The sequence below is a fragment of the Streptomyces sp. WM6378 genome, from assembly GCF_001279695.1.
Classification (GTDB): Bacteria; Actinomycetota; Actinomycetes; order Streptomycetales; family Streptomycetaceae; genus Streptomyces.
This window is the reverse complement of sequence record NZ_LGDD01000307.1, coordinates 73,462-94,404: the sequence shown is the minus strand read 5'-3', so window position 1 is coordinate 94,404 and position 20,943 is coordinate 73,462. Positions and strand designations below refer to the sequence as shown.

General features: G+C 73.2%; 22 protein-coding genes. 10 read left to right on the top strand and 12 right to left on the bottom strand.

All coding sequences use genetic code 11. The features are described from left to right. From ADK54_RS29390 to ADK54_RS29375, 4 genes are all read right to left on the bottom strand, one after another. Window positions 1-424, bottom strand: a 424-nt coding sequence (locus tag ADK54_RS29390) for a VOC family protein (protein WP_234392253.1), incomplete at its 3' end; no start/stop codon positions are given. Between the two features lie 198 nt (window positions 425-622). Further along, window positions 623-1,015 carry a hypothetical protein gene (locus tag ADK54_RS29385; RefSeq protein WP_159047930.1) on the bottom strand — a complete coding sequence of 131 codons (393 nt, stop codon included), beginning with the start codon at window positions 1,013-1,015 and terminating at the stop codon, window positions 623-625. A 102-nt stretch (window positions 1,016-1,117) separates the two neighbouring features. After that, a complete protein-coding gene (locus ADK54_RS29380; protein ID WP_053728762.1) occupies window positions 1,118-1,843 on the bottom strand; it encodes an alpha/beta hydrolase in 726 nt (241 codons plus the stop codon). Between the two features lie 103 nt (window positions 1,844-1,946). Then, entirely contained in the window at window positions 1,947-2,993 is a 1,047-nt protein-coding gene (locus tag ADK54_RS29375; RefSeq protein WP_053728761.1) for an NAD(P)H-dependent flavin oxidoreductase, read from the bottom strand. A gap of 89 nt (window positions 2,994-3,082) precedes the next feature. On the opposite strand from ADK54_RS29375, the gene ADK54_RS29370 reads away from it, so the two are divergent. Next, window positions 3,083-4,444 carry a hypothetical protein gene (locus tag ADK54_RS29370; RefSeq protein ID WP_234392252.1) on the top strand — a complete coding sequence of 454 codons (1,362 nt, stop codon included), beginning with the start codon at window positions 3,083-3,085 and terminating at the stop codon, window positions 4,442-4,444. 52 nt (window positions 4,445-4,496) lie between these two features. On the opposite strand, the gene ADK54_RS29365 is transcribed toward ADK54_RS29370, so the two are convergent. From ADK54_RS29365 to ADK54_RS29360, 3 genes are all read right to left on the bottom strand, one after another. After that, a complete protein-coding gene (locus ADK54_RS29365; protein WP_053728760.1) occupies window positions 4,497-5,156 on the bottom strand; it encodes an MSMEG_1061 family FMN-dependent PPOX-type flavoprotein in 660 nt (219 codons plus the stop codon). A 97-nt stretch (window positions 5,157-5,253) separates the two neighbouring features. Beyond that, window positions 5,254-5,457: a hypothetical protein gene (locus tag ADK54_RS46295; RefSeq protein WP_159047929.1), complete on the bottom strand. Its 204-nt coding sequence runs from the start codon at window positions 5,455-5,457 to the stop codon at window positions 5,254-5,256. 69 nt (window positions 5,458-5,526) lie between these two features. Next, a complete protein-coding gene (locus ADK54_RS29360; RefSeq protein ID WP_053728759.1) occupies window positions 5,527-6,138 on the bottom strand; it encodes a flavin reductase family protein in 612 nt (203 codons plus the stop codon). Window positions 6,139-6,289: 151 nt separating this feature from the next. On the opposite strand from ADK54_RS29360, the gene ADK54_RS29355 reads away from it, so the two are divergent. The 5 genes from ADK54_RS29355 to ADK54_RS29335 all read left to right on the top strand — a co-directional run bounded on the left by ADK54_RS29355 (window position 6,290) and on the right by ADK54_RS29335 (window position 13,456). Continuing rightward, window positions 6,290-7,123, top strand: coding sequence for a M55 family metallopeptidase (locus ADK54_RS29355; RefSeq protein WP_053728758.1), 834 nt, complete (start codon window positions 6,290-6,292; stop codon window positions 7,121-7,123). Beyond that, complete coding sequence (locus ADK54_RS29350) at window positions 7,116-8,447, top strand: M20/M25/M40 family metallo-hydrolase (protein ID WP_053728757.1); 1,332 nt, start codon at window positions 7,116-7,118, stop codon at window positions 8,445-8,447. The genes ADK54_RS29355 and ADK54_RS29350 overlap by 8 nt, the downstream gene beginning before the upstream one ends. A gap of 21 nt (window positions 8,448-8,468) precedes the next feature. Beyond that, a complete protein-coding gene (locus ADK54_RS29345) occupies window positions 8,469-10,448 on the top strand; it encodes a prolyl oligopeptidase family serine peptidase (protein WP_053728756.1) in 1,980 nt (659 codons plus the stop codon). After that, window positions 10,445-11,380 (top strand): S66 peptidase family protein, encoded by a 936-nt coding sequence (locus ADK54_RS29340; RefSeq protein ID WP_053728755.1) that lies wholly within the window; start codon window positions 10,445-10,447, stop codon window positions 11,378-11,380. Before ADK54_RS29345 ends, ADK54_RS29340 begins: the two co-directional genes overlap by 4 nt. A gap of 306 nt (window positions 11,381-11,686) precedes the next feature. Next, window positions 11,687-13,456 carry a CocE/NonD family hydrolase gene (locus ADK54_RS29335; RefSeq protein ID WP_053728775.1) on the top strand — a complete coding sequence of 590 codons (1,770 nt, stop codon included), beginning with the start codon at window positions 11,687-11,689 and terminating at the stop codon, window positions 13,454-13,456. Here the strand turns inward: ADK54_RS29335 and ADK54_RS29330 are convergent. Together ADK54_RS29330 and ADK54_RS29325 are read right to left on the bottom strand one after the other, a co-directional pair. Beyond that, window positions 13,437-14,540, bottom strand: a complete 1,104-nt coding sequence (locus ADK54_RS29330) for an adenosine deaminase (protein WP_053728754.1) — start codon at window positions 14,538-14,540, stop codon at window positions 13,437-13,439. The genes ADK54_RS29335 and ADK54_RS29330 overlap by 20 nt on opposite strands. Window positions 14,541-14,583: 43 nt before the next feature. Beyond that, window positions 14,584-15,315: a GntR family transcriptional regulator gene (locus tag ADK54_RS29325; RefSeq protein ID WP_053728753.1), complete on the bottom strand. Its 732-nt coding sequence runs from the start codon at window positions 15,313-15,315 to the stop codon at window positions 14,584-14,586. Between the two features lie 177 nt (window positions 15,316-15,492). Between ADK54_RS29325 and ADK54_RS29320 the strand changes: the two genes are divergently transcribed. From ADK54_RS29320 to ADK54_RS29310, 3 genes are all read left to right on the top strand, one after another. After that, a complete protein-coding gene (locus tag ADK54_RS29320; protein WP_053728752.1) occupies window positions 15,493-15,738 on the top strand; it encodes a LapA family protein in 246 nt (81 codons plus the stop codon). Continuing rightward, on the top strand, window positions 15,738-16,064 hold the full coding sequence (locus ADK54_RS29315) for a hypothetical protein (protein WP_053728751.1): 327 nt from the start codon (window positions 15,738-15,740) through the stop codon (window positions 16,062-16,064). The genes ADK54_RS29320 and ADK54_RS29315 overlap by 1 nt, the downstream gene beginning before the upstream one ends. A 153-nt stretch (window positions 16,065-16,217) precedes the next feature. Beyond that, window positions 16,218-16,655: a VOC family protein gene (locus tag ADK54_RS29310; protein WP_053728750.1), complete on the top strand. Its 438-nt coding sequence runs from the start codon at window positions 16,218-16,220 to the stop codon at window positions 16,653-16,655. Window positions 16,656-16,731: 76 nt separating this feature from the next. Here ADK54_RS29310 and ADK54_RS29305 read toward each other — a convergent pair whose 3' ends face one another. The 3 genes from ADK54_RS29305 to ADK54_RS29295 form a co-directional block, all read right to left on the bottom strand. Next, a complete protein-coding gene (locus ADK54_RS29305) occupies window positions 16,732-17,295 on the bottom strand; it encodes a hypothetical protein (RefSeq protein WP_234392251.1) in 564 nt (187 codons plus the stop codon). Continuing rightward, window positions 17,292-18,224, bottom strand: a complete 933-nt coding sequence (locus tag ADK54_RS29300) for a class I SAM-dependent methyltransferase (protein ID WP_053728749.1) — start codon at window positions 18,222-18,224, stop codon at window positions 17,292-17,294. The genes ADK54_RS29305 and ADK54_RS29300 overlap by 4 nt, the downstream gene beginning before the upstream one ends. A 64-nt stretch (window positions 18,225-18,288) precedes the next feature. Further along, the gene (locus ADK54_RS29295) at window positions 18,289-18,630 is read right to left on the bottom strand and encodes a DUF6204 family protein (protein WP_053728748.1); all 342 of its coding nucleotides are present in this window, start codon (window positions 18,628-18,630) and stop codon (window positions 18,289-18,291) included. Between the two features lie 294 nt (window positions 18,631-18,924). Here ADK54_RS29295 and ADK54_RS29290 point away from each other — a divergent pair, with 294 nt between their 5' ends. Then, a complete protein-coding gene (locus ADK54_RS29290) occupies window positions 18,925-20,892 on the top strand; it encodes a DUF5107 domain-containing protein (RefSeq protein ID WP_053728747.1) in 1,968 nt (655 codons plus the stop codon). Window positions 20,893-20,943 lie beyond the last annotated feature (51 nt).

Sequence of the window (20,943 nt, the reverse complement as noted above, 5' to 3'; positions counted from 1 at the left end):
CGAGGACCTCCCCGTAGAAGATCGCGGCGTCGAAGGCGTTGCGGGTGTGCAGCCGCGTCCAGGCGGGCGCGGTGTCGCGCCACGTCTCCCAGTTCGACAGGAGCCGTCCCTGCCAGATCCCGAAGACGGCCCCGTCGCGGTCGGCGGCCAGCGCGCCGCGCCCGGTGTGCAGGGCGACGGGGCCGACCGCGACGGTGGCGCCCCGCTCGCGGATGCGGGCCGCGGTGACATCGGCGTCCTCGACCGCGAAGTACGGCGTCCAGGCGACCGCGACCTGGAGGGACGGCGCCAGCGCCCCGATCCCGGCCACCGGAACCCCGTCCGCCAACGCCACCCGGAACTCCTCACCGAGCGACCCGGTCCGGAACGTCCAGCCCATCGTCGCGCCGTAGAAGTCGAGCGCTGCACCCAGGTCGCGGGCCATCAGGCTCACCCAGCACGGAGCCCCGCACGCGGCGGCGCTCGAATCGGCGGGCGGGCGCTGATCCGCGGTGGTATCGGCACTGCTCGGTGACGGCGTCACGAAGACCCTCGCTCTCAGGAATTCGGCATACCGGCACATAGACCCCACCATTGTCTCGCCGCCGGCCCGCGCCCGCATGTTGGAGCCGTCCGCCCCGGGTCACTGGTCGGGGTCGCAGCTCTCCCTGCGCCGCCCGATCGTGATCAGGGCCGCCATGAGCGCGTCGTGATCGTCCCGGGCCGCCACGTGGACGGCGCCCTCCTCAAGGACGGCGTGCAGCTCCGGCAGCACGGAGGTGGCGGGCGTCGTCCGCAGGATCACGCCGCTCGGCGGGGTCAGCGAGCGCAGCCCCGTGAACAGGGCCGCCGGATCGCTGTCCCCGTCCATGCTGGGGTCGAGGACGGTGACGTCGGGCAGCAGGACATGCGCCTGCGCCAGGGCGAGCTGGGGGCTCGGGGTGTGCGCGATGACGCGGAAGTGGCGGTTCTGGTGAATGCGCTCGCGCAGCACGGCCGCTTCCTCGTCGGTGGCTACCAGCAGGACGGTCATCACGCTTCCAGCATGGCCGCACCGGCCGGTACGAGCCACGTGGGGCCCCGGGGGCCGGGTGGCTCCCAAGGGCCGCGACCGCGAGCCGCGCGAGCTCCCCGGGCGTCAGCCGAGCGCCGCCTCCGCGAGGATCCGGGCCGTCTCCCGGCCGGCCCGCAGGGCGTCGGCGCCGGTGGCGGGCACGCAGTGGCCGAGCTCGGGGTCGTACGCGGTCATGATGATCCCCGCGTGATCGGTCTCCGCCTCGTGCAGGCTCGCGGGCCAGTGCCGCTTCTCCAGCGCGGTGAGGAAGTCGCGGGAGTGGTGGCTCTCGACCGCCGAGTCCGCCGTGCCGTGGATCAGCACGACGGGCACCTCGGGCGTCGTCGCCGCGGCCAGGTCCTCCAGGGGGACGGTGCCCGTGCTGCGGGCGGGGCGCCAGTACAGACCGGCGATGCCGACGACCGCCTTCGGGAGCCGGCCGTCCGTGAGGCCCGGGCGCAGCGCCGTGCCGATCGCGGCGCCCGCCCCCGCCGACCAGCCCGCCACCACGAGCCGCTCCGGGTCGGCGCCGAAGCCGGCCGCGTTCTCGCGCACGTACCGCAGCGAAGCCACGAGGTGCGCGCGGCCGCCGTCGGGGGCGTCCGAGCGCCAGTCCGGCACGAACACGGTCAGCCCGTGCGAGGCCGTCTCCTCGGCGAGGGCGCCGACCTCGAACCGCGTGTCGGGGGCCATGCCGTGCCAGAGCAGCACGGCCGGCGTGGTCGCCGGGGCGCTCTCGGGGCGGTACACGTCGAGGAGTCGGGGCGCTGATCCGTCCACCGCGGTGTACGGGACTGTGCTGATCGGCATGGAGGTCCTTGGGGTGAACGGTGCTGAAACGACCTTCACCGTAACGCCGTTCGCAGGGCGAGCGGGCTCCCGGGGTGGGCCGGGAAGCCGCTCATCGACGGTCTCAGCGCCGCGCGGCGCGGGTCTCCTCCCAGAGGGTCCGGGTGATCTCGGCGGCCGGGGCGCTGCGGGCGAGGCGGTGGCGCGCCCCGGCCCACAGGTGCAGCCGCTCGGCGTCCCCGGCCTCGGCGGCGGCCGAGCGCAGCGCGCGGGTCAGGTGGTGCACCTGCGGGTAGGCGCTGGGGGCCGTGGCGTCGTAGGTGTCGATGAAGTGGTTGCGCAGGCCGCGGGCCGGGCGCCCGGAGAAGGCCCGGGTGACGGCCGTCGTCGTGAAGCGCGCATCGACGAGGGCGTCCTTGTGCGTCCGCGAGGCACCCGATTCCTCCGCGCGCAGATAGAGCGTGCCGAGCTGGGCGGCGCACGCCCCGGCCCGCAGCACGGCGGCGACGTCCTCGCCCGTGCCGAGCCCGCCGGCGGCGATGAGCGGGAGCCGTACGCGGGCGCGTACCGAGGCCAGCAGGTCGAGCAGCGGCACCTCCTCCGGCCGCGCCGCGATGTCGTGCGTGGCGCGGTGGCCGCCCGCCAACGGCCCCTGTACACACAGCGAGTCCACGCCCACGGCCTCCGCCGCCACGGCCTCGGCGGGCGTGGTGACGGTGGCCACGAGGTGGCTGCCCGCCCGCTGCAGGGCCTCCACGATCCCGGACGAGGGCAGCCCGAACGTGAAGGAGACGAGGGGCGCGGGCTCGCTCAGGAGCACCTCGATCTTCTCCGTCCATCCGTCGTCGTCGGCCCCGGAGCCGGGCACGGGCAGGGTGAGCTCGAACCGGTCGGCCTCGGCGCGCAGTTGCTCGCGGTACGCGCCGACGGCCTCGACGGCGCTCGGATCCGAGGACCCCGGCACGAAGAGATTGACGCCGAACGGCCGCGAGGTCAGTCCACGGGTGCGGACGAGCTGCTCCCGCATGCCCTGGGCGCTGCGGTACCCGGCGGCCAGGAACCCGAGGCCCCCGGCACTGTTGACGGCCGCGACCAGTTCGGGGGTGGAGGCGCCGCCGGCCATGGGCGACTGGACGATCGGAACGGATAACTCGTCGAGGCGGAAGAACATGCGGACTTCTCCGGGGTGTTGAGGCGTGTGGGGGGTGCGGTGTGCGGTGTCTCCACGAACTATGTGATGCCTACACGGAGCCAGGGGTGATGATCCGTCAGGAAAGTGTGAGCCACCAGACAGCCGCAGGCCCCGCAGTCCGGGGCGCCCGGCGCCCGACGGGCCCGCGCGGCGCTCTTTGCGAATGGCTCGAACTCGTCGCCGCCGTACGCGGGGCGGGCTCCGTCCCGGACGGCGAGGTGTGCCGCGGCCCGCACGCACGGACCTGCATCCGGGCGATCGGCGAGGCGCCGTACGGGCCGACCGGATACGGTGCTGCTGTGCTGATCAAGGGGGAGGACCCGGGGACGGCGCTGCTACTGGCGGCCGCTCCGGCGAACAAGGGCCGTCTCATCGACGCGGCGTCGGTCCTGCCGGGCCTGGCCGCGGTCGCCCCGGGCGTGCTGACCGGTACCGGCGCGGCCACCGTCGTGGAGCTCGCCGACCCGGTCGACCCGCAGACCGTGCTGACCCGGATCCGCGCCGTGGCGGCCACGCCCGGCCCGCTGTTCGTGTACCTGGCGGGCCAGTTGCACGTGGACGCCAAACAACAGCGGATCCATGTCGCACTCGCCCGCACGACCCGGGCGACCGTGCGCTACACCGGCCTTCCCTGGGCCTGGCTGGCGCACGAGTTCCAGGTGCGCCGGCCAGGCACCACCACGGTGGTCGTCGACCTGGTCGCCGGCCAGGAGGCCTGGCAGCGGCTGCGGCAGGAGGGCCTCGCCCTCGGCCACGGTGTCCGCCTGTACGGACGGATCACCGCGCCCGCACCGCGCCGGACCATCGCCACCCCCGACTATCTGAAGGTGTACGCCGAGGTGTGGCGCGGCGGCGCCCAGCCCTCGCTCGCCGAACTCCACGCGTACGCGGCGGACCGGGCGGGCCCCGGCGACGCCCTCCACCTGGCCATCGACGGTGTGCCCGCCGACCCCGGCCGGGCCCCGGTCGGGCAGCAGCCCGCACCGCCGGCCGCGGCCGACCCGCATCCGGCGATCCTCGCCGCCGCGGGCGCGGGGCGCCACGGTGAGGCGGCCTCCATGGCGGCGATGTGGGAGAGCGAGGCGCTGCGTGCGTACGGGCCCGGCTCGCTGGAGGCGATCCACTGGCTGGAGGTCCGTGCCGACCTCGCCCGGCTCGCCGGGGAACCGGCCCGGTCCTGCGAGTTGTGGATGGCCTCGGCGCAGGCCCGGCTCGCTCGCGGGCAGACCACCGACGACGCCGACGTCCAAGGCGCGGTCGACCGCGCGCACCACCAGTGGGAGCAGCTCCGCGACCCGGAACGCGCCCGGCCGCTGGCCCCGCCGCTGGTCGCCCTGCGCCGACAGGTGCCGGGCCGCCAGCGTGGCGCACTGGAGGCCGTACAGCGCCGTCTGGAGCAACTGCACGCGGTGCCGGCCGCCGGGCGCTGAGCGGGGTCGGGTGAAGTCCGCCGCCGGCCGGTGGCCCAGCAGCCACAGGCTCTTACTCGTACCGGTACTTCAGCGAGTCCGCCTCCGCCTGCTCGATGTCGGCGATCGTCAGCTCCGGCATCCGCAGCTGGGCCAGCGTCACCTCGGCCGAGGCCGGCTGGGCGTCCGCCGGCAGCCACTCCTGCGGCTTCCAGGCCGCGCTGCGCAGCAGCGACTTGGGGCAGTGCGGGTAGACCTCCTCGATGCCCAGGACCAACGCACTGGCCGGCGGCTTGCCCACGGCGGTCAGCTGCGACAGCAGCTCCGGCCGGGTGGAGACACAGGCCCGGCCGTTCACCCTGAGCGTCGTGGTGCGCCCCGGGATGACGAACAGCAGCCCGGCCCGTCCGGTGGCGATGACGTTCTGCAGGGTGTCCAGACGCTTGTTGCCGGTCGCGTCCGGTATCGCCACCGTCCGTGAGTCCAGGACGGCGACGAACCCGGCGGGTCCGCCGCGCGGCGATACGTCGCAGTTGCCCTCGGCGTCCGCGCTGGCGATCAGGACCAGCGACGAGCAGCCGATCAACTGCCGGGTCTGTTCGGTGAGTTCGGCCATCTGCTTGCGTACGGCAGCGGCGCCGGGGAGTTCGTAGGTCCGGCGCAGGGTGTCCTGGTCGGGCACGGCGTCGAGGCGGAGCGAGTCGAAGGCACTGCTGGCAAGGGATGTCGTCAAGCCTTCGACCCTAAGGGGGCCGACTTGCGACCGCTCTTGATCGGAGGGTACGCAGACATGGAGACGGCCGCGCGGGTCGGGCCGGCACCCCCCAAGATCAGTGGCGGGTCGGGCGGTTGGCCCGGAGCCGTCCGAGGCGCCGCCGCGAGCGGCGCAGCCGCTCCTCCCAGCGGCCCGCCAGCCGGCCGGCCGCCCAGATGAGGCTTGCCAGGCGGGCCGCCCAGCCCGCCTGCCGGGCCCGGGCGCGCACCGCGCCGCGCCGCACGGGTGGGCGAGTGCTCGCTGCCCCTGGTCTGCCCATGAACCCAGGGTGACCCGCCCGCCCGGCCACCGCATGCCGAGCGCGCTGTGCGGCCCCCGAGGCCGGGGTTCAGGCGCCTTCGCGACCGGGCCCGGTGTACGGCACGCGGCTGAGCTCGCGCGGCTCGGCGAGGGTGCCCCACTCGTCCCTGCCGAGCCGGGACAGCGGACGCAGCCGGGTGATCTCGGGGTGGCCGTCGACCATCACCTCGTCCGAGACCACCGCGTGCACGACGCGCCCGAACACGACCGTCGAGTCACCTATCCCGAGCGTGCTGTGCAGCTCGCACTCCAGCGCCACCGGCGACAGGGCCACCCGCGGCGGCTTCACCCGCAGGCTCGGCTCGGTGGAGAGGCCCGCCTGATCGAACTCGCTGACGCCGGGCGGGAAGTTGGTCGCCGTGTCGTTGATCTGCGCGTGGAGTGGCTCGGGCGCGAAGTTGACCACGAACTGGCCGGTCGCCTCCACATTGCGGAGCGAGTCCTTGCGCCCCACCGAGGTGAACTGGACGACGGGCGGCGCGACGGAAGAGATGGTGAAGAACGAGTGCGGCGCGAGGTTGGGGGTGCCTTCGCCGTCCACGGTCGACACCCAGGCGATGGGCCGCGGCACCACGGTCGCGGTGAGCAAACGGTAGAACTCGACGCGGGACATGGCGGCGGGATCGAAGTCAATACGCATGCGGCCAGTATCCATTGGCCCCTGTCCGCGGCTCCGGGGAGAAGCCGCCGCGAGGGAGGAGGCGGCCGTGCGCCGGGCGTCACAGGTATGGACCTCTGGTGTCCGCCCGGTCCCTGGCCCGGGTATGGGGCGACGGGTACCGTGGGGCGCCATGAAGATCCTCATCAGTGCGGACATGGAAGGCGCCACCGGAGTCACCTGGCCGGCCGACGTGCTGCCGGGAACGCCGCAGTGGGAGCGCTGCCGGGCGATGTTCACCTCCGACGTGAACGCGGCCGTGCTCGGTTTCTTCGACGGGGGCGCCGACGAGGTGCTCATCAATGAGGCGCACTGGTCCATGCGCAACCTGCTGTTGGAACGGCTCGACGAACGGGCCCAGATGCTCACCGGCAAGCACAAGTCGCTGTCCATGGTGGAGGGCATCCAGCACGGCGACGTCGACGGCATCGCCTTCGTCGGCTACCACACGGGCGCCGGCACGCAGGGCGTGCTCGCCCACACCTACCTCGCCAACTCCATCACCGGCGTGTGGCTCAACGGCGCGCGCGCCAGCGAGGGTCTGCTCAACGCGCACGTCGTCGCCGAGTACGGGGTGCCCGTGGTCCTGGTCACCGGCGACGACCTCACCTGCGCCGACGCCGAGGGCTACGCGCCGGACGCCCGCAAGGTGGCCGTCAAGGACCACGTCTCGCGGTACGCGGCGGTGTGCCGCACCCCCGCGCGTACCGCGGGCGACATCAGGGCGGCCGCGAAGGAGGCCGCGGCGCTGGCCCGCAGGGTCGCGCCCGTGGACGGCGGGCCGTTCACCGTGGAGATCGAGTTCGACGCCGAGCACCTCGCCGACGCGGCCACTGTGGTGCCCGGCGTGGCGCGTACGGGTGAACGGCGTGTTTCCTACACCAGTTTGACGATGTATGAGGGCATTCGCACCTTCAAGGCGGTCACGACGATCGTCTCGTCCGCGGTGGAGGAGCAGTATGGCTGAGGTGGAGACAGCCGATCAGGTGGCGCTCGACGAGGTGGTGGCCTTCACCTCCGAGCTGATCCGGATCGACACCAGCAACCGGGGCGGCGGCGACTGCCGGGAGCGCCCGGCCGCCGAGTACGTCGCCGAGCGCCTCGCCGCGGCGGGCCTCGAACCCCGCATGCTGGAGCGCACCGAAGGGCGTACGAACGTGGTCGCCCGGATCGAGGGCACCGACCCGTCCGCCGACGCGCTCCTGGTGCACGGGCACCTGGACGTGGTGCCCGCCGAGGCCGCCGACTGGAGCGTGCACCCCTTCTCGGGCGAGGTCACCGGCGGCGTGGTCTGGGGCCGGGGCGCCGTCGACATGAAGAACATGGACGCGATGGTCCTCGCCGTCGTACGGGCCTGGGCCCGGCACGGGGTGCGGCCCCGGCGGGACATCGTCATCGCCTACACCGCCGACGAGGAGGCCAGCGCCGTCGACGGCTCCGGCTTCCTCGCCGACCACCACCCCGAACTGTTCGAGGGGTGCACGGAGGGGATCAGCGAGTCGGGCGGGGTCACCTTCCACGCCGGGCGGGGCATGGAGATCTACCCGATCGGCGCGGGCGAGCGCGGCACCGCCTGGCTGCGGCTCACCGCACACGGCCGCGCGGGCCACGGCTCCAAGGTGAACCACGCCAACGCGGTCAGCCGGCTCGCCTCGGCCATCGCCCGCATCGGCGAGCACGAGTGGCCGGTCAGGATCACCCCGACGGTCCGCGCGAGCCTCGTCGCACTCGCCGACCTGCACGGCATCGACGCCGACCCGGACGCCGAGGGTTTCGACGCCGCCGAACTGCTCGGCAAGCTCGGCCCGGCCGCCGCCCTGGTCGAGCCGGTGATCCGCAACAGCGCCAACCCGACGATGCTGGAAGCCGGTTACAAGGTCAACGTCATCCCGGGGCACGCGACCGCGTACGTCGACGGGCGGATCGTGCCGGGCGGCGAAGCCGAGTTCCGTACCACCATGGACCGGCTGACCGGGCCAGACGTCGACTGGGACTTCCACCACGGCGAGGTCGCGCTCCAGGCGCCGGTCGACTCACCGACGTACCTCAAACTGCAAGCCGCCATCGAGCGGTTCGCCCCCGAGGGCCAGGTGGTGCCGTACTGCATGTCGGGCGGCACCGACGCCAAGCAGTTCTCCCGGCTCGGCATCACCGGCTACGGCTTCGCGCCGCTGCGGATGCCGGCCGGGCTCGACTACCAGGCGCTGTTCCACGGCGTCGACGAACGGGTGCCCGTTGACGCGCTGCACTTCGGCGTCCGGGTCCTCGACCACTACCTGCGGTCCGCATAGCCCCGAGGGAGAGTTGCCACGATGGTGCCCACCGCGCCTTACGGAAGCTGGCCGTCGCCGATCGACGCGGCCCTGGCCGCCGCGCACGACGGTCACCCCGACCACGTCGGGGTGGTCGGCGACGACCTGTGGTGGACGGAGGCGCGCCCCGCCGAGGGCGGCAGGCGGGTCCTGGTGCGCCGCCGCCCCGGGGACGAGGCGCAGCCGGTGCTGCCCGCACCGTGGAACGTGCGCAGCCGGGTCATGGAGTACGGCGGCCACCCCTGGCACGGCGCCGACCGCGCGGCAAAGGGCCCGCTCGTCGTCTTCGTCCACTTCGACGACCAGCGCCTCTACGCGTACGAGCCGAACGCGACGGCCGCGCCCAGGCCACTCACCCCGCTGTCGCCGGTCGGGGGAGGCCTGCGCTGGGTCGATCCCCGGATCGACCTCGACCGGGGCGAAGTGTGGTGCGTCCTGGAGGAGTTCACCGGCGAGGGCCCCACCGACGTACGCCGCGTGATCGTGGCCGTGCCGCTGGACGGATCGGCGGCCGAACACCGGGGAGCGGTAAGGGAGTTGAGCGATGGGCGGCACCGCTTCGTCACCGGCCCGCGGCTCTCGCCCGACGGGCGGCGGGCCGCGTGGATCGGCTGGGACCACCCCCGGATGCCGTGGGACGGCACCGAGCTGATCCTCGCGGACGTCGGCGAGGACGGCACGTTGCGCCGGGCCCGGACGTTCGCGGGCGGCCCCGAGGAATCCATCGCGCAGGCCGACTGGGCCGCCGACGGACAGCTCCTGTTCGCCTCCGACCGCAGCGGCTGGTGGAACCTGTACCGCGCGGACCCCGGGGGAGGGGAGCCGTTCGCGCTGTGCCCCCGCGAGGAGGAGTTCGCGGGACCGCTGTGGCAGGTCGGGCGGAGCTGGTTCCAGCCCCTGGAGAGCGGCCTCGTCGCCGTCGTGCACGGCCGGGGCGCCACCACGCTCGGCATACTCGACCCCGAGAGCGGCGAACTCGTCGACGCCGCCGGACCCTGGACCCAGTGGAGCCCGACGCTCGCCGCCCACGGCAGCCGCATCGTGGGCGTGGCCGCGAGCCCGCGCACCGCGTACGAACTCGTCGAACTCGACACCGCCACCGGCCGCGCCCGCGTGATCGGCTGCGGCCACGCCGACGCGGTCGACCCGGCGTACTACCCCGAACCGCTGATCCGCACCTACACCGGCCCCGGCGGCCGGGACATCCACGCCCACGTCTACCCGCCGCACAGCCCCGACCGGATCGCCCCCGCCGACGAACTGCCGCCCTATGTGATCTGGGCGCACGGCGGCCCCACCAGCAATGTCTCCCTCGTGCTCGACCTGGAGACCGCCTACTTCACCTCGCGCGGCATCGGCGTCGTCAAGGTCGACTACGGAGGCTCCACGGGCTACGGGCGCGCCTACCGCAACCGGCTGCGCGAACAGTGGGGCGTCGTCGACGTCGAGGACTGCGCCGCCGTCGCCCGCGCCCTGGCCGACGAGGGCAACGCCGACCCCCGCCGCCTCGCGATCCGGGGCGGCAGCGCGGGCGGCTGGACCACGGCCGCATCCCTCGCCGCCACCGACGTGTACGCCTGCGGCACCGTCAGCTACCCCGTCCTCGACCTCGCGGGCTGGCTCGACGTCACCCACGACTTCGAATCGCGGTACCTGGAGACCCTCGTCGGCCCGTACGCCGAACTGCCCGGCCGCTACCGCGAACGCTCGCCCGCCCAGCACGCCGACCGCATCACCGCGCCCTTCCTGCTGCTCCAGGGCCTGGACGACGCGATCTGCCCGCCCGCGCAGTGCGAACACTTCCTGGAGAAGATGGCCGGGCGCGGCATCCCGCACGCCTACCTCACCTTCGAGGGCGAGGGCCACGGCTTCCGCCGCGCCGACACGATGATCCGCGCCCTGGAGGCCGAATTCTCGCTGTACGCACAGGTGTTCGCGATCGACCGCACCGACATCCCTCTCCTGGAGCTCACCAAGTGACCGCCGCCGAACTCACCCGCCCGCCCCGGCTGCGGCCCGGCGCCAGAATCGCCGTGGTCGCCCCGAGCGGGCCCGTCGTCGAGGGGCGGCTCCAGGCCGGGCTCGACATCCTGCGCGGCTGGGACCTCGACCCGGTCGTCACACCCCAAGTCACGGACAAACAAGGGGAGTTGGGCTACCTGGCGGGCGAGGACGAGACGCGGGCGCGCGACTTCCAGCGGGCCTGGTGCGACCCGAGTGTCGACGCGGTGATGTGCGCCCGCGGCGGCTACGGCGCCCAGCGCATGGTCGACCTCCTCGACTGGAACGCGCTGCGGGCGGCCGGACCCAAGGTGCTCATCGGCTACAGCGACGTGACCGCCCTGCACGAGGCGTTCGCCGTACGCCTGGGCCTGGCCACCCTGTACGGCCCGATGGCCGCCACGCTCGCCTTCCTCAAGAACGCCGCCACCCAGGAGTCCCTGCGCACCACCCTGTTCGAGCCGGAGGCCGCGATGACCCTCGGCCTGCCGGGCGCCCGCGCCCTGATCCCCGGCCGCGCCCGCGGCGTCACCGTCGGCGGCTGCGCGTCCCTGCTCGCCGCGGACCTCGCCACCCCGCACGCCCGCCCGTCCGCGGCGGGCGGACTGCTCCTGCTCGAAGACACCGGCGAGGAGGACTACCGCCTCGACCGCATCCTGACCCAACTCCTGCGCGCGGGCTGGCTGGAAGGCGTGACCGGCGTCGCCCTCGGCTCCTGGCTGGAGTGCGGACCGTACGAGGAGAGGATGCGCCCGGTGCTGCGTGAACGCCTGGGCCGACTGGGCGTACCGGTAGTGGAAGACCTGGGCTTCGGACACTGCGACGCGGCCCTGACGATGCCGCTGGGGGTGCCGGCGGTGCTGGACGCGGACGGGGGGACGATCACGCTGGAGGCGCCAGCGCTGGCCTGAGCTCGGCTATGGCTCCGAGGATTTGTCGCATGCTGCTGCGGTGCAGCGCCCCGATAGGGGCGCGGGGCTCTGACATTGTGCGGCTCCGCCGCGATGAGGGTCCCCCCTGTTCGAGCGGAGCCGAGAACTCGGGGGGAGCGACCAGCCACAGCCGGCCCGCAGCAGAACGACAACCAATCTGCCGAACCGCCGGACGGCTCGTGTCGAAGCCGTTGACGCAGAACTTGCACGTGTCACAGCATGAGCCCGCCCTGCCAATCGGTAGGCTCGCTCGCCGTGGAGGACGCCGTGACCCGTCGCCGTACCATGCCCAGAGTCCGCAGACCGCTGGCGACCGCCCTCGGCACGGCACTCGCCGTACCGCTGCTCGCGGCCGCGCCGGCCGCCGCGTCGCAAGGTGGCGCCCAGGGCCAAGTCACCGTCACCGCGCTGAGGTTCACGGTCACGGTGGGCGGCCGGACCTGCGCCGTCGACGCCGACCTCTACCGCCCGGCCGGAGTCGACAAGGCGCACCCCGCGCCCTCCGTGCTCACCACCAACGGCTTCGGAGGCAGCAAGTCGGACGGCACGACCGGCGCCACCGGCAAGGCGTTCGCCACCCGCGGCTACGTCGCCCTCGCCTACTCGGGGCTCGGCTTCGGCAAGTCGGGCTGCCTCATCTCGCTGGACGATCCGGGGATCGACGGCCGCGCCGCGTCCCGCCTCATCGACTTCCTCGCCGGGACCCGCGCCGCCGACGACGGCACGCGCATCGACTTCGTCACCAAGGACCGCCCGGGCGACCCGCGCGTCGGCATGATCGGCGGCTCGTACGGCGGGGCCATCCAGATGGCCACGGCCGCCGTCGACCACCGCGTCGACGCCCTCGTCCCGATGATCACCTGGAACGACCTGACGTACGCGCTCGACCCCAACAACGCGGCCGACCGCAAGGTGCCCGGCGCCTTCAAATGGCAGTGGACCAACGGGTTCTACCTCATCGGCGAGAGCCAGCCCATCACGCTGCCCAACCTCGACCCGTCCCGCTGGGGCTCGCTCGGCTGTGCGCACTTCGTGCCCGGTGTCTGCGACACCTTCGGACTGCTCAACTCGGGCAGCTACCCGGCCGCCGCCACCGCCGCGATGCAGCGCTACGCCCGCAGCGTCTCGCCGGTCGGCTACCTCGACCGCATCGAGGCGCCCACCCTGCTCATCCAGGGGCAGACCGACACCCTGTTCAACCTCAACGAGGCGACGGCGACGTACAACGCGCTCAAGGACCGCGGCACCACGACCAAGATGATCTGGCAGTCCTGGGGCCACAGCGGCGGCCAGGTGCCCGGTGAACTCAACATGTCCCAGGGCAACCTGGAGACCAGCTACACCGGTCAGCGCATCCTGGCCTGGTTCGACCGCTACCTGCGCAAGCAGAAGAACACCGACACGGGGCCCGCCCTCGCCTACTACCGCGACTGGCAGCGCGGCTACGGGGCGGCGCCCAAGGTCCCGCCGCTCACTCAGACGGTCTACCTCTCCGGCGACGGCAAGCTCGTCGACGACCGCGCGAAGGTGGCGCGCGGCAGCCGCACGTACACCAACCGGCTGGTCCCGACGAGCCATTCGGAGAGCTCGCTGGCCGACGCGATCGGCCTGCCCGACCCCGCCCCGTACGACACCGCGGGCACCTACCTCGGCTGGGACACCGACCGGCTGAAGGCGCCCGTCGACGTGGTCGGCTCGGCGAAGGCCACCCTCAAGGTCTCCTCGCCCGCGGCGGAGAGGGTGCAGAACTCGGGCAACGCCGCCGACAAGCTGGTCCTCTTCGCCAAGCTGTACGACGTGGCCCCCGACGGCACCAAGACCCTGGTGCGCCGCCTGATCGCCCCGGTGCGGGTGCCGGACGTCACGAAGCCGTTCACCGTCGCCCTGCCCGGCATCGCGCACCGCTACGAGGCCGGGCACCGCATCGAGTTCGTGGTCGCCGCGAGCGACGACTCCTACCTCGGCAACAAGGGCATCAAGCCGGTGACGGTCGTGAGTGCCCCCGGCGACCCGGGGACGCTCCAACTGCCCGTCGTCAGAGGGAAGTTGAACTGATCGCCGCGTAGCCGGGACGCACGATCTCGTCGATGATGCGACGGCGTTCCGGCAGCGGCAGGAACGCCGCCTCGACCGCGGCGACGGTGAACTCCTCGAAGACCTCCGGGCCGTAGCCGAAGGCGTCCGCCATGTGCTGGAACTCCTCGCTCATGGTCGTGCCGGACACCAGGCGGTTGTCGGTGTTCAGCGTGACCGTGAAGCCGAGCCGGCGCAGCCCGTCGATCGGGTGCTTCTCGTACGAGATCGCGGCGCCGGTCTGGAGGTTGGAGGTCGGGCAGACCTCCAGGGCGATCCGGTTGTCACGGACGTACGCGGCCAGGTGGCCCAGCGTGCCGTCCGCGGCGATGTCGTCGGTGATGCGCACGCCGTGTCCGATGCGCTCGGCGCCGCACACCTGGACCGCCTCGTGGACGGACTCGGCACCCACGGCCTCGCCGGCGTGGATGGTGATGTGGCAGTTGTGGTGCTTGAGGTGCTGGAAGGCGGGCAGGTGCTCGGCCGGCGGGTTGCCGATCTCGCCGCCCGCGATGTCGAAGCCCGCCACCCCGCGGTCGCGGTGGGCGACGGTGAGCTCGGCTATCTCCAGGGAGCGCCGGGTGTGCCGCATGCCGGTGAGCAGCGCGCGGACGGTGATCTTCCCTCCGGTGCGGCGCTCGCCCTCGCGCAGGCCCTCGTTGACGGCGTCCACGACCTCGTCGAGGGTCAGGCCGGCTTCCAGGTGCTGCTCGGGGGCGTAGCGCACCTCCGCGTAGACGACCCCGTCGGCCGCCAGGTCCTCGGCGCACTCGGCCGCGATGCGGTGCAGCGCCTCGCGGGTCTGCATCACCGCGCAGGTGTGGGCGAAGGTCTCCAGGTAGCGCTCAAGGGAGCCGGAGTCCGCGGCGTCGCGGAACCACACCGCGAGCTCGGCCGGGTCCTCGGTCGGCAGACCGGCGTACCCGCAGGCGCGGGCCAGCTCGACGATGGTGGCGGGGCGCAGGCCACCGTCGAGGTGGTCGTGGAGGACGGCCTTGGGGGCCCGGCGGATCCACTCCGCGGGGGTGACCGGAGCGGCGGCGGCAGAGTTGTCTGACAAGTGCATGAGGCGGGAGTGTACAGGTGTCGCGCCCGTGTCCTGCGGGGTGCTAGCAGGACTGGAGCACCGCCAGTGCGGGTGCGCCCGTCGGCAGCATGTGCTTGGCGGCCATGACCGGGGTGCCGTCGACCCGCACGACCTGGGTGATCAGCACGGCCGGGGTGTCCGCCGGACGGTCCAGCTGCTCGCCCCTGCGCCGGCCGAGCAGCGTCGCGCTGATCCCGCTGTGCGCGGTGAGAGGGACGCCCCGCGAGGCCCCGGCGAGGACGGTGAGCATCGAGACGGCGGGCTCGGCGGACAGGGCCTCGCCGAACGCGGGGTGCAGCTTCTCCAGGACGTCCACGGGCGCCGCCCACTCATGGCTGAGGGCGACCGCGAGCGACTCCCCGACCAGCACGGACTCCCAGAACCGCAGCTCGGACCCGGCGGGCGCGAGCAGGTGCTGGGTGGTGAAGTCGGTGGGCTCCTCGCGGCTGCGCAGCAGGGCCTTCACCCGGACCGGGCCGAGGAGCTCGTCGAGCGGCTGGAGCTGTTCGAAGCCGCGCCGGGGCGGCCGGTCGTTCACGGTCCGGCCCACCCCGCGCCGTACCGAGAGCAGCCCGTCCTCCTGGAGCAGGAGCAGCGCCTCGCGCAGCGCGGGGCGGCTCACCCCGAGCTCGCCCGCGAGCTTGGGCTCCGAGGGCAGGGTGGAACCCGGGGGATAGGTGCCGTCGTGGATCGCGTCCGCGATCCGCTCGTACAGCGCGACGACCGGCCTGCGCTGCTGCCCGTTCATGGCCATGGACCTGCCCCTCCGTATGCCGGAGCCCCAGCATGACCCTACGGTTACTTGTCTGACAAGGAGGCTCAGGGCTGGATGTGCTCACCCGTACGGCCCGCCCCACCGCACCCCGTGGCCGCGCATCCGTCAACCTGGGCGGAAGGGAGCGACGGCAGCACCAGCGGAAAGGGCCGGCTGATGAGCCCCAAGGACGCGTCGAGCAGGGCGAAGGGCAGGGCGGGCGGCGCTTTCACACCGGCCAGGATCGCGATCCTCGCCCTCACCGTCCTGGCACTCGTCTTCATCTTCGAGAACACCCGCCAGGTCAAGATCCGCCTGCTGATCCCCGAGGTCTCGATGCCGCTGTACTTGGCGCTGCTCGCGGTGTTCGTGGTGGGGCTGTGCTGCGGCGGCTACTTCATGAAGCGACGGAGCGGCAGGTGATGCGCGTGCGGGCCCGCGCCGCGACGGTGACGGCGGCCCTGTTCCTGGTGACGGCGGCCACGACGGGCACCGCCCTGGCCGAAGGGGTGGCGGCCCCGCCACCGATGCAGGCGTTCGTGGGGAAGGGCCTGATCCACGTCTTCAACGAGCTGGGCATGAGAACCAAGCTGGACGTGCGGGACATCGGCGGTGGACACCGCACGGTGCTGTGGCCCTTCAACTGGAAGGTCTGCGCCCAGAGCCCGGCCGCCGGCGCGCCCCTCGCGGAGCACATCCGGGTGAGCGTCAGCGTGGTGAAGAAGACGGAGCGATGTCCCAAGCGGTGAGCTGCCATGGCGCAGGAGCCTGCCCCGACGCGAACCGAGGCCCGGGCCGGCGCAACGCAACACCGTCTCGCCCACGGCCAACGGCCGCCGACGCGCGGCGAACTCGTCCGGCCGCGTCACCATCCAGTCGCAGCAGGGAGTGTCACCACCGGCATGGACGTTCTCTTCATCACGAGCGTGGCGGCGGTCGTCGCCGACCCGCCGCTCAGCCGCAAGCTGTTCATCGAGGCTCTTGGCCTCCCCCTGGAGGGGGAAGCCAACGGCTACTACTCCAGCGGGAACGTCCCAGGCAGCAAGCACTTCGGCCTGTGGCCGCTCTCGCAGGCGGCCGAGGCATGCTTCGGCACGGCCCAGTGGCCCGCCGACCGGGTGGTCCCGCAGGCATCGATCGAGTTCGAGGTGGCGAACGCGGAAGCCGTCACAGCCGCCGGTGCCGAGCTTCAGCGCGCGGGCTTCGAGCTGGTGCACCAGGCCCGCACCGAGCCGTGGGGCCAGACGGTGGCCAGACTCCTCACGGCGGACGGCTTGATCGTCGGGATCTCCTACGCCCCCTCCCTGCACGACCCGCAGGGCGACCAGCGCCCCGGGTGAGCCCGGCCCGAGGCGGGCGACGGCGACGCGGATCGATCACATCCCGGGCTGATCAGTCGATCAACCGGCAGGTCGATCAATCGAGTTGAGGCACTGGCTCGGCTGGAGCGGCCTGCCCCAGGGGCTCGGAGAGCGGCAGCCCGGCGTACCAGCGGCGGTGTACCAGCGGCTCCACGCACAGGACGGCGGCGCCCGCGAGCGTTCCCACGAGGAGGGCGGGCCAGCCGCCGTCGGCAAGGGCGTTCAGGCAGGCGAGGCCCACGACGAGCGGGCGTACCAGAGTCAGTGGTCCCAGGCCCATGACCATGGCGAGCGTGCTGGCTCGGAACGGCAGGACGAAGTACGCCGCGAGGGAGAGGGCGACCATGGCGGCGTAGAACATGAGCGGGACGAGGAAGCCGGTGCCGCCGTCGGTGAGGGCGGCATAGGTGCGGGCCCGGTCGTCGGCGCTCAGCAGCACGCCGAGGGCCATGAGCACGGGCGCGAGCAGCAGGGCGGCGCCCACGGCCAGGCCGCGCACCGCCGCACGGGCGACGGCACGGCCCTTGCGGATCCTGGCGTCCCGTCCGGCGAAGGCGCGGAAACCGCTGAACGCCGCGTCGATCAGGCCGAGCGCGGCCAGCGGCGGGGCCGGGTTCATCGCGCGGCCCCGGCGAGCTGTTCGGGGCCCACGAGCCTGCGCGAGGCGCGGCCGAGGGCCAGCCGCAGGGGTGCTTCCAACTGCGGGCGGACACCGAGAACCGGGCGAAGCGTCGTGCAGAACGGGTTCGCCATGCCCCTCGGCTCGTACAGCAACGGGCGGATGCCGGGGACGGACGCGGCGCGCAGGAGCGTCGCGTCGTCGTGGGCGCGCAGTGCCGAGGCGACGCCGTCGTGGCGGCCCAGCGGGTGACGCATCCGGGCGCGGTGGAAGACCCAGGCGCCGATGGGCGCGAGCCGGGTGGCGGCGATGTCGTAGTGGCAGAAGGCGAGCGCCGGTGAGGCCGCCTGCGCCCGGAAGAACTCCGCGAGGGCCGGGCCGCGGAAGTGGTGCAGCACACCGGTGGAGACGAACACGGTGGCGGCTTCCGGCAGGTCGAAGGCGTTGCCGTGGACGAAGCGGCAGGCCAGCCCTTCGGCCCGGGCCAGCCGGTCGGCTTCGTTGACCAGGGCGGCGTCGAGGTCGACCCCGACGAGTTCGACGTCCGGGCCGAGCGCGCCGGTGGCCGCGAGCCAGCGGACGAGATAGCCGAGCCCGCAGCCGACGTCGACCAGCCGCAACGGCCCGGCATGACCGCTCGCGCGGATGGCGGTGAACAGCGGGCCAAGGACGTGCGCCAAGCGCTCGCCGATGCGCAGTTCCTCGCTGAGCCGTTGAAGTTCGGTGTGCACGCCGACCATCAGCCGGTCCACGGCGACCGGGTCGAGAACGCCGTCCGGGCCGGCCGGCAGCGCGGCGACGATACGGGCCGCGCGCCGGTCACCATTCTCGACGAGCCGCCGCACGACGGCGGCCCGGCTGACCGGGAGCCGGGCTCCGCCGGCCGGATCCGTGTCGGTGATCAGGTCGGATATCTCAAGGTGGGGCACGGCCGAGAACCCTAGCCGCTCCTCTTCGCGCCTCTGACCCCCGGCAGGGCCTGCCGGACTCCGCCTAGCGTCGCCCACCCTTGTAATTGATCTTCATCGTGTCGAGGTCGGTCACCGTCGAGCGCAGATCGCGGTACCCATGGCCCAGCGCCCCCAGCGCGGACTCCGCCCTGTCCTCGGCGATCGCCGCGGCCATCTCCTCGCCGTCGGCGGCGTCCGAGACGACGGTGTAGCGCCACGAGAAGTGCTTCAGGGCCCGGTCGTAGGTGAGCGAGCCCTCCTCGGTGAAGGTCATCGCGGTCAGGCCGTGGTCGTCGACCTCGGCGAGCAGCCTCGTGCGCGAATCCTCGCTCAGCCCGTCCCACACACCGCGCACGATGACCCGGTAGGTGTGCTGCTCGCTCATGTCCTGCTGTCCTTCCGCACTGCGTGTCGCATCGGGTGCCCGCTGCGGGTAGATGGTCGCCCACCGGCCGGAACGTGTCGACCGATATACGGGGAAGCCCCCAGCCATCCCTTGAAGCCCCGGCCCCCGTCCACAACGATGCCCCGCGTCCTGCTCGCCGAGCTCGTCGTGGGCGCCTTTGCGCAATCCTGAGCGGGGGTCCCCTGGCCGTTGTCAGTGGCGCGGTGTTCCATGGTCATCGGGGGAATCGGCCGAAAGGGCTGCCGGAGCCCCGTACGAGGGAGTGAGGTTGCCTTGGCCACGACCGTGCGACGTGCCGTACTGACCCTGCCCGGCGCCCCGTTGGGCGAGCCGAACCCCCTGCCCGCGCTGCGGCCGCGCGACGAGACGCACCGGCTCGACGAGCGGGCCCGCGAAGGCCTGCCCCGGGACATGGCCCGCCAGATCGGGTACGAGCCGTTGGAGACCCTGCTGCCCGTGCGGGTCCTCGACGGCTACGGGCGGGCGCGGGGCCCGGTCGAGCTGGACACGATCGTGATCGAGAACGACCGGCTGCGCGCCACCGTGCTGCCGGGTCTCGGCGGCCGAGTCCACTCCCTGTTCCACAAGCCGACCGGCCGCGAACTGCTCTACACCAACCCGGTGTTCCAGCCCGCCGACTTCGCGCTCAACGGCGCCTGGTTCTCCGGCGGCATCGAGTGGAACATAGGCGCCACCGGCCACACCACCCTGTCCTGCGCCCCCGTCCACGCGGCCCTCGTCCCCGCCCCGGACGGCGGCGAGATGGTCCGCCTGTGGGAGTGGGAGCGGCTGCGCGACCTCCCCTTCCAGGTCGACCTCTGGCTCCCCGACGGCTCCGACTTCCTGTACGTGGGCGTCCGCATCCGCAATCCGCACGAGAAGCCGGCGCCCGTCTACTGGTGGTCCAACATCGCCGTGGAGGAGGGCGAGCGCACCCGGGTGCTCGCCCCGGCCGACGAGGCCTGGCACTTCGGGTACGAACACACTCTGCGCCGGGTCCCCGTGCCCGCGTGGGACGGCACCGACCGCACGTACCCGCTGCGCAGCGAGTACCCCGCCGACTACTTCTACGAGGTCCCCGACGGCGCGCGCCGCTGGATCGCCTCCCTCGACGAGAGCGGCCAGGGCCTCGTGCAGACGTCCACGGACACCCTGCGCGGCCGCAAGCTGTTCCTGTGGGGCTCGGGGCGCGGCGGCCGCCGCTGGCAGGAGTGGCTGACCGAGCCGGGGACCGTCGGGTACGCCGAGATACAGGCGGGCCTCGCCCGCACCCAGTTGGAGCACGTGCCGCTCGAACCGGGCGGCGAGTTCGCCTGGCTGGAGGCGTACGGGCCGCTGTCCGCCGACCGGGCGCTGGTGCACGGCGCCGACTGGGCGGCCGCCCGAGCCGAAACCGAGGGCAGCCTGGAGCGGGCCCTGCCGCGCGCCACCGTGGAGGAGGCGTACGCCGCCTGGCGCCCGTTCGCCGACGCCGAGCCCGGCGAGCGCCTGGCCACCGGATCGGGCTGGGGCGCCCTCGAAGTCCTGCGTACGGGGGCGAAGCTGCCCGGCACCCCGTTCTCCGAGCTGACGCTCACTCAGGAACAGTGCCCCTGGCTGGAGTTGCTGCACAACGGGGTGCTCCCGGAGCCGTGCAAGGTGACCCCGCCCGGCCCCACGCTCGTCGCCCCGCCCTGGCGGGACATGCTGGAGACGGCATCGGCCGACCCGCTCACCGAGTACCACCTCGGCGTCGCCCAGTGGCACGCGGGCGACCATGCCCAGGCCGTCCGCAGTTGGGAGCGCGGCCTGCCGCTCGCCCCGTCCCGCTGGCCGCTGCTGCGCTGCCTCGCCGTCGCCGACCAGCTGTCCGGACACGCGAGCCGCGCAGCCGACCGCTACGCCGAGGCGTACGACGACTTCTGCGAGGAGCGCAGGGACGGAGAGCCGTGGACGGCGGCCGACGCCGCGCTCGGCCGCGAGGCGATCGAGGCACTGCTCACCGCCGACCGCCCGGCGCAGGCCCGGGGGATATGGGACCGGCTGCGCCCCGCCGTCCGCGAGCGCGGCCGCTTCCGGCTCGTCGAGGCCCAGCTCCTCCTCGCGGAGGGCGAGCCGGACGCCGCCCGCGCGCTCTTCGAAGCGGGCTTCGAGGTCGCCGACCTGCGCGAGGGAGCGGAAACCCTGAACGAGGTGTGGACCCGCCTCACCGACGCTCCGCTCCCGGACCAGTACGACTACCGGATGCGCCCGGGGGAGTAAGGGAGAACCCGATATAGTGCGCCATTGCTTGGACGGCCCCTGGGGAGGGGC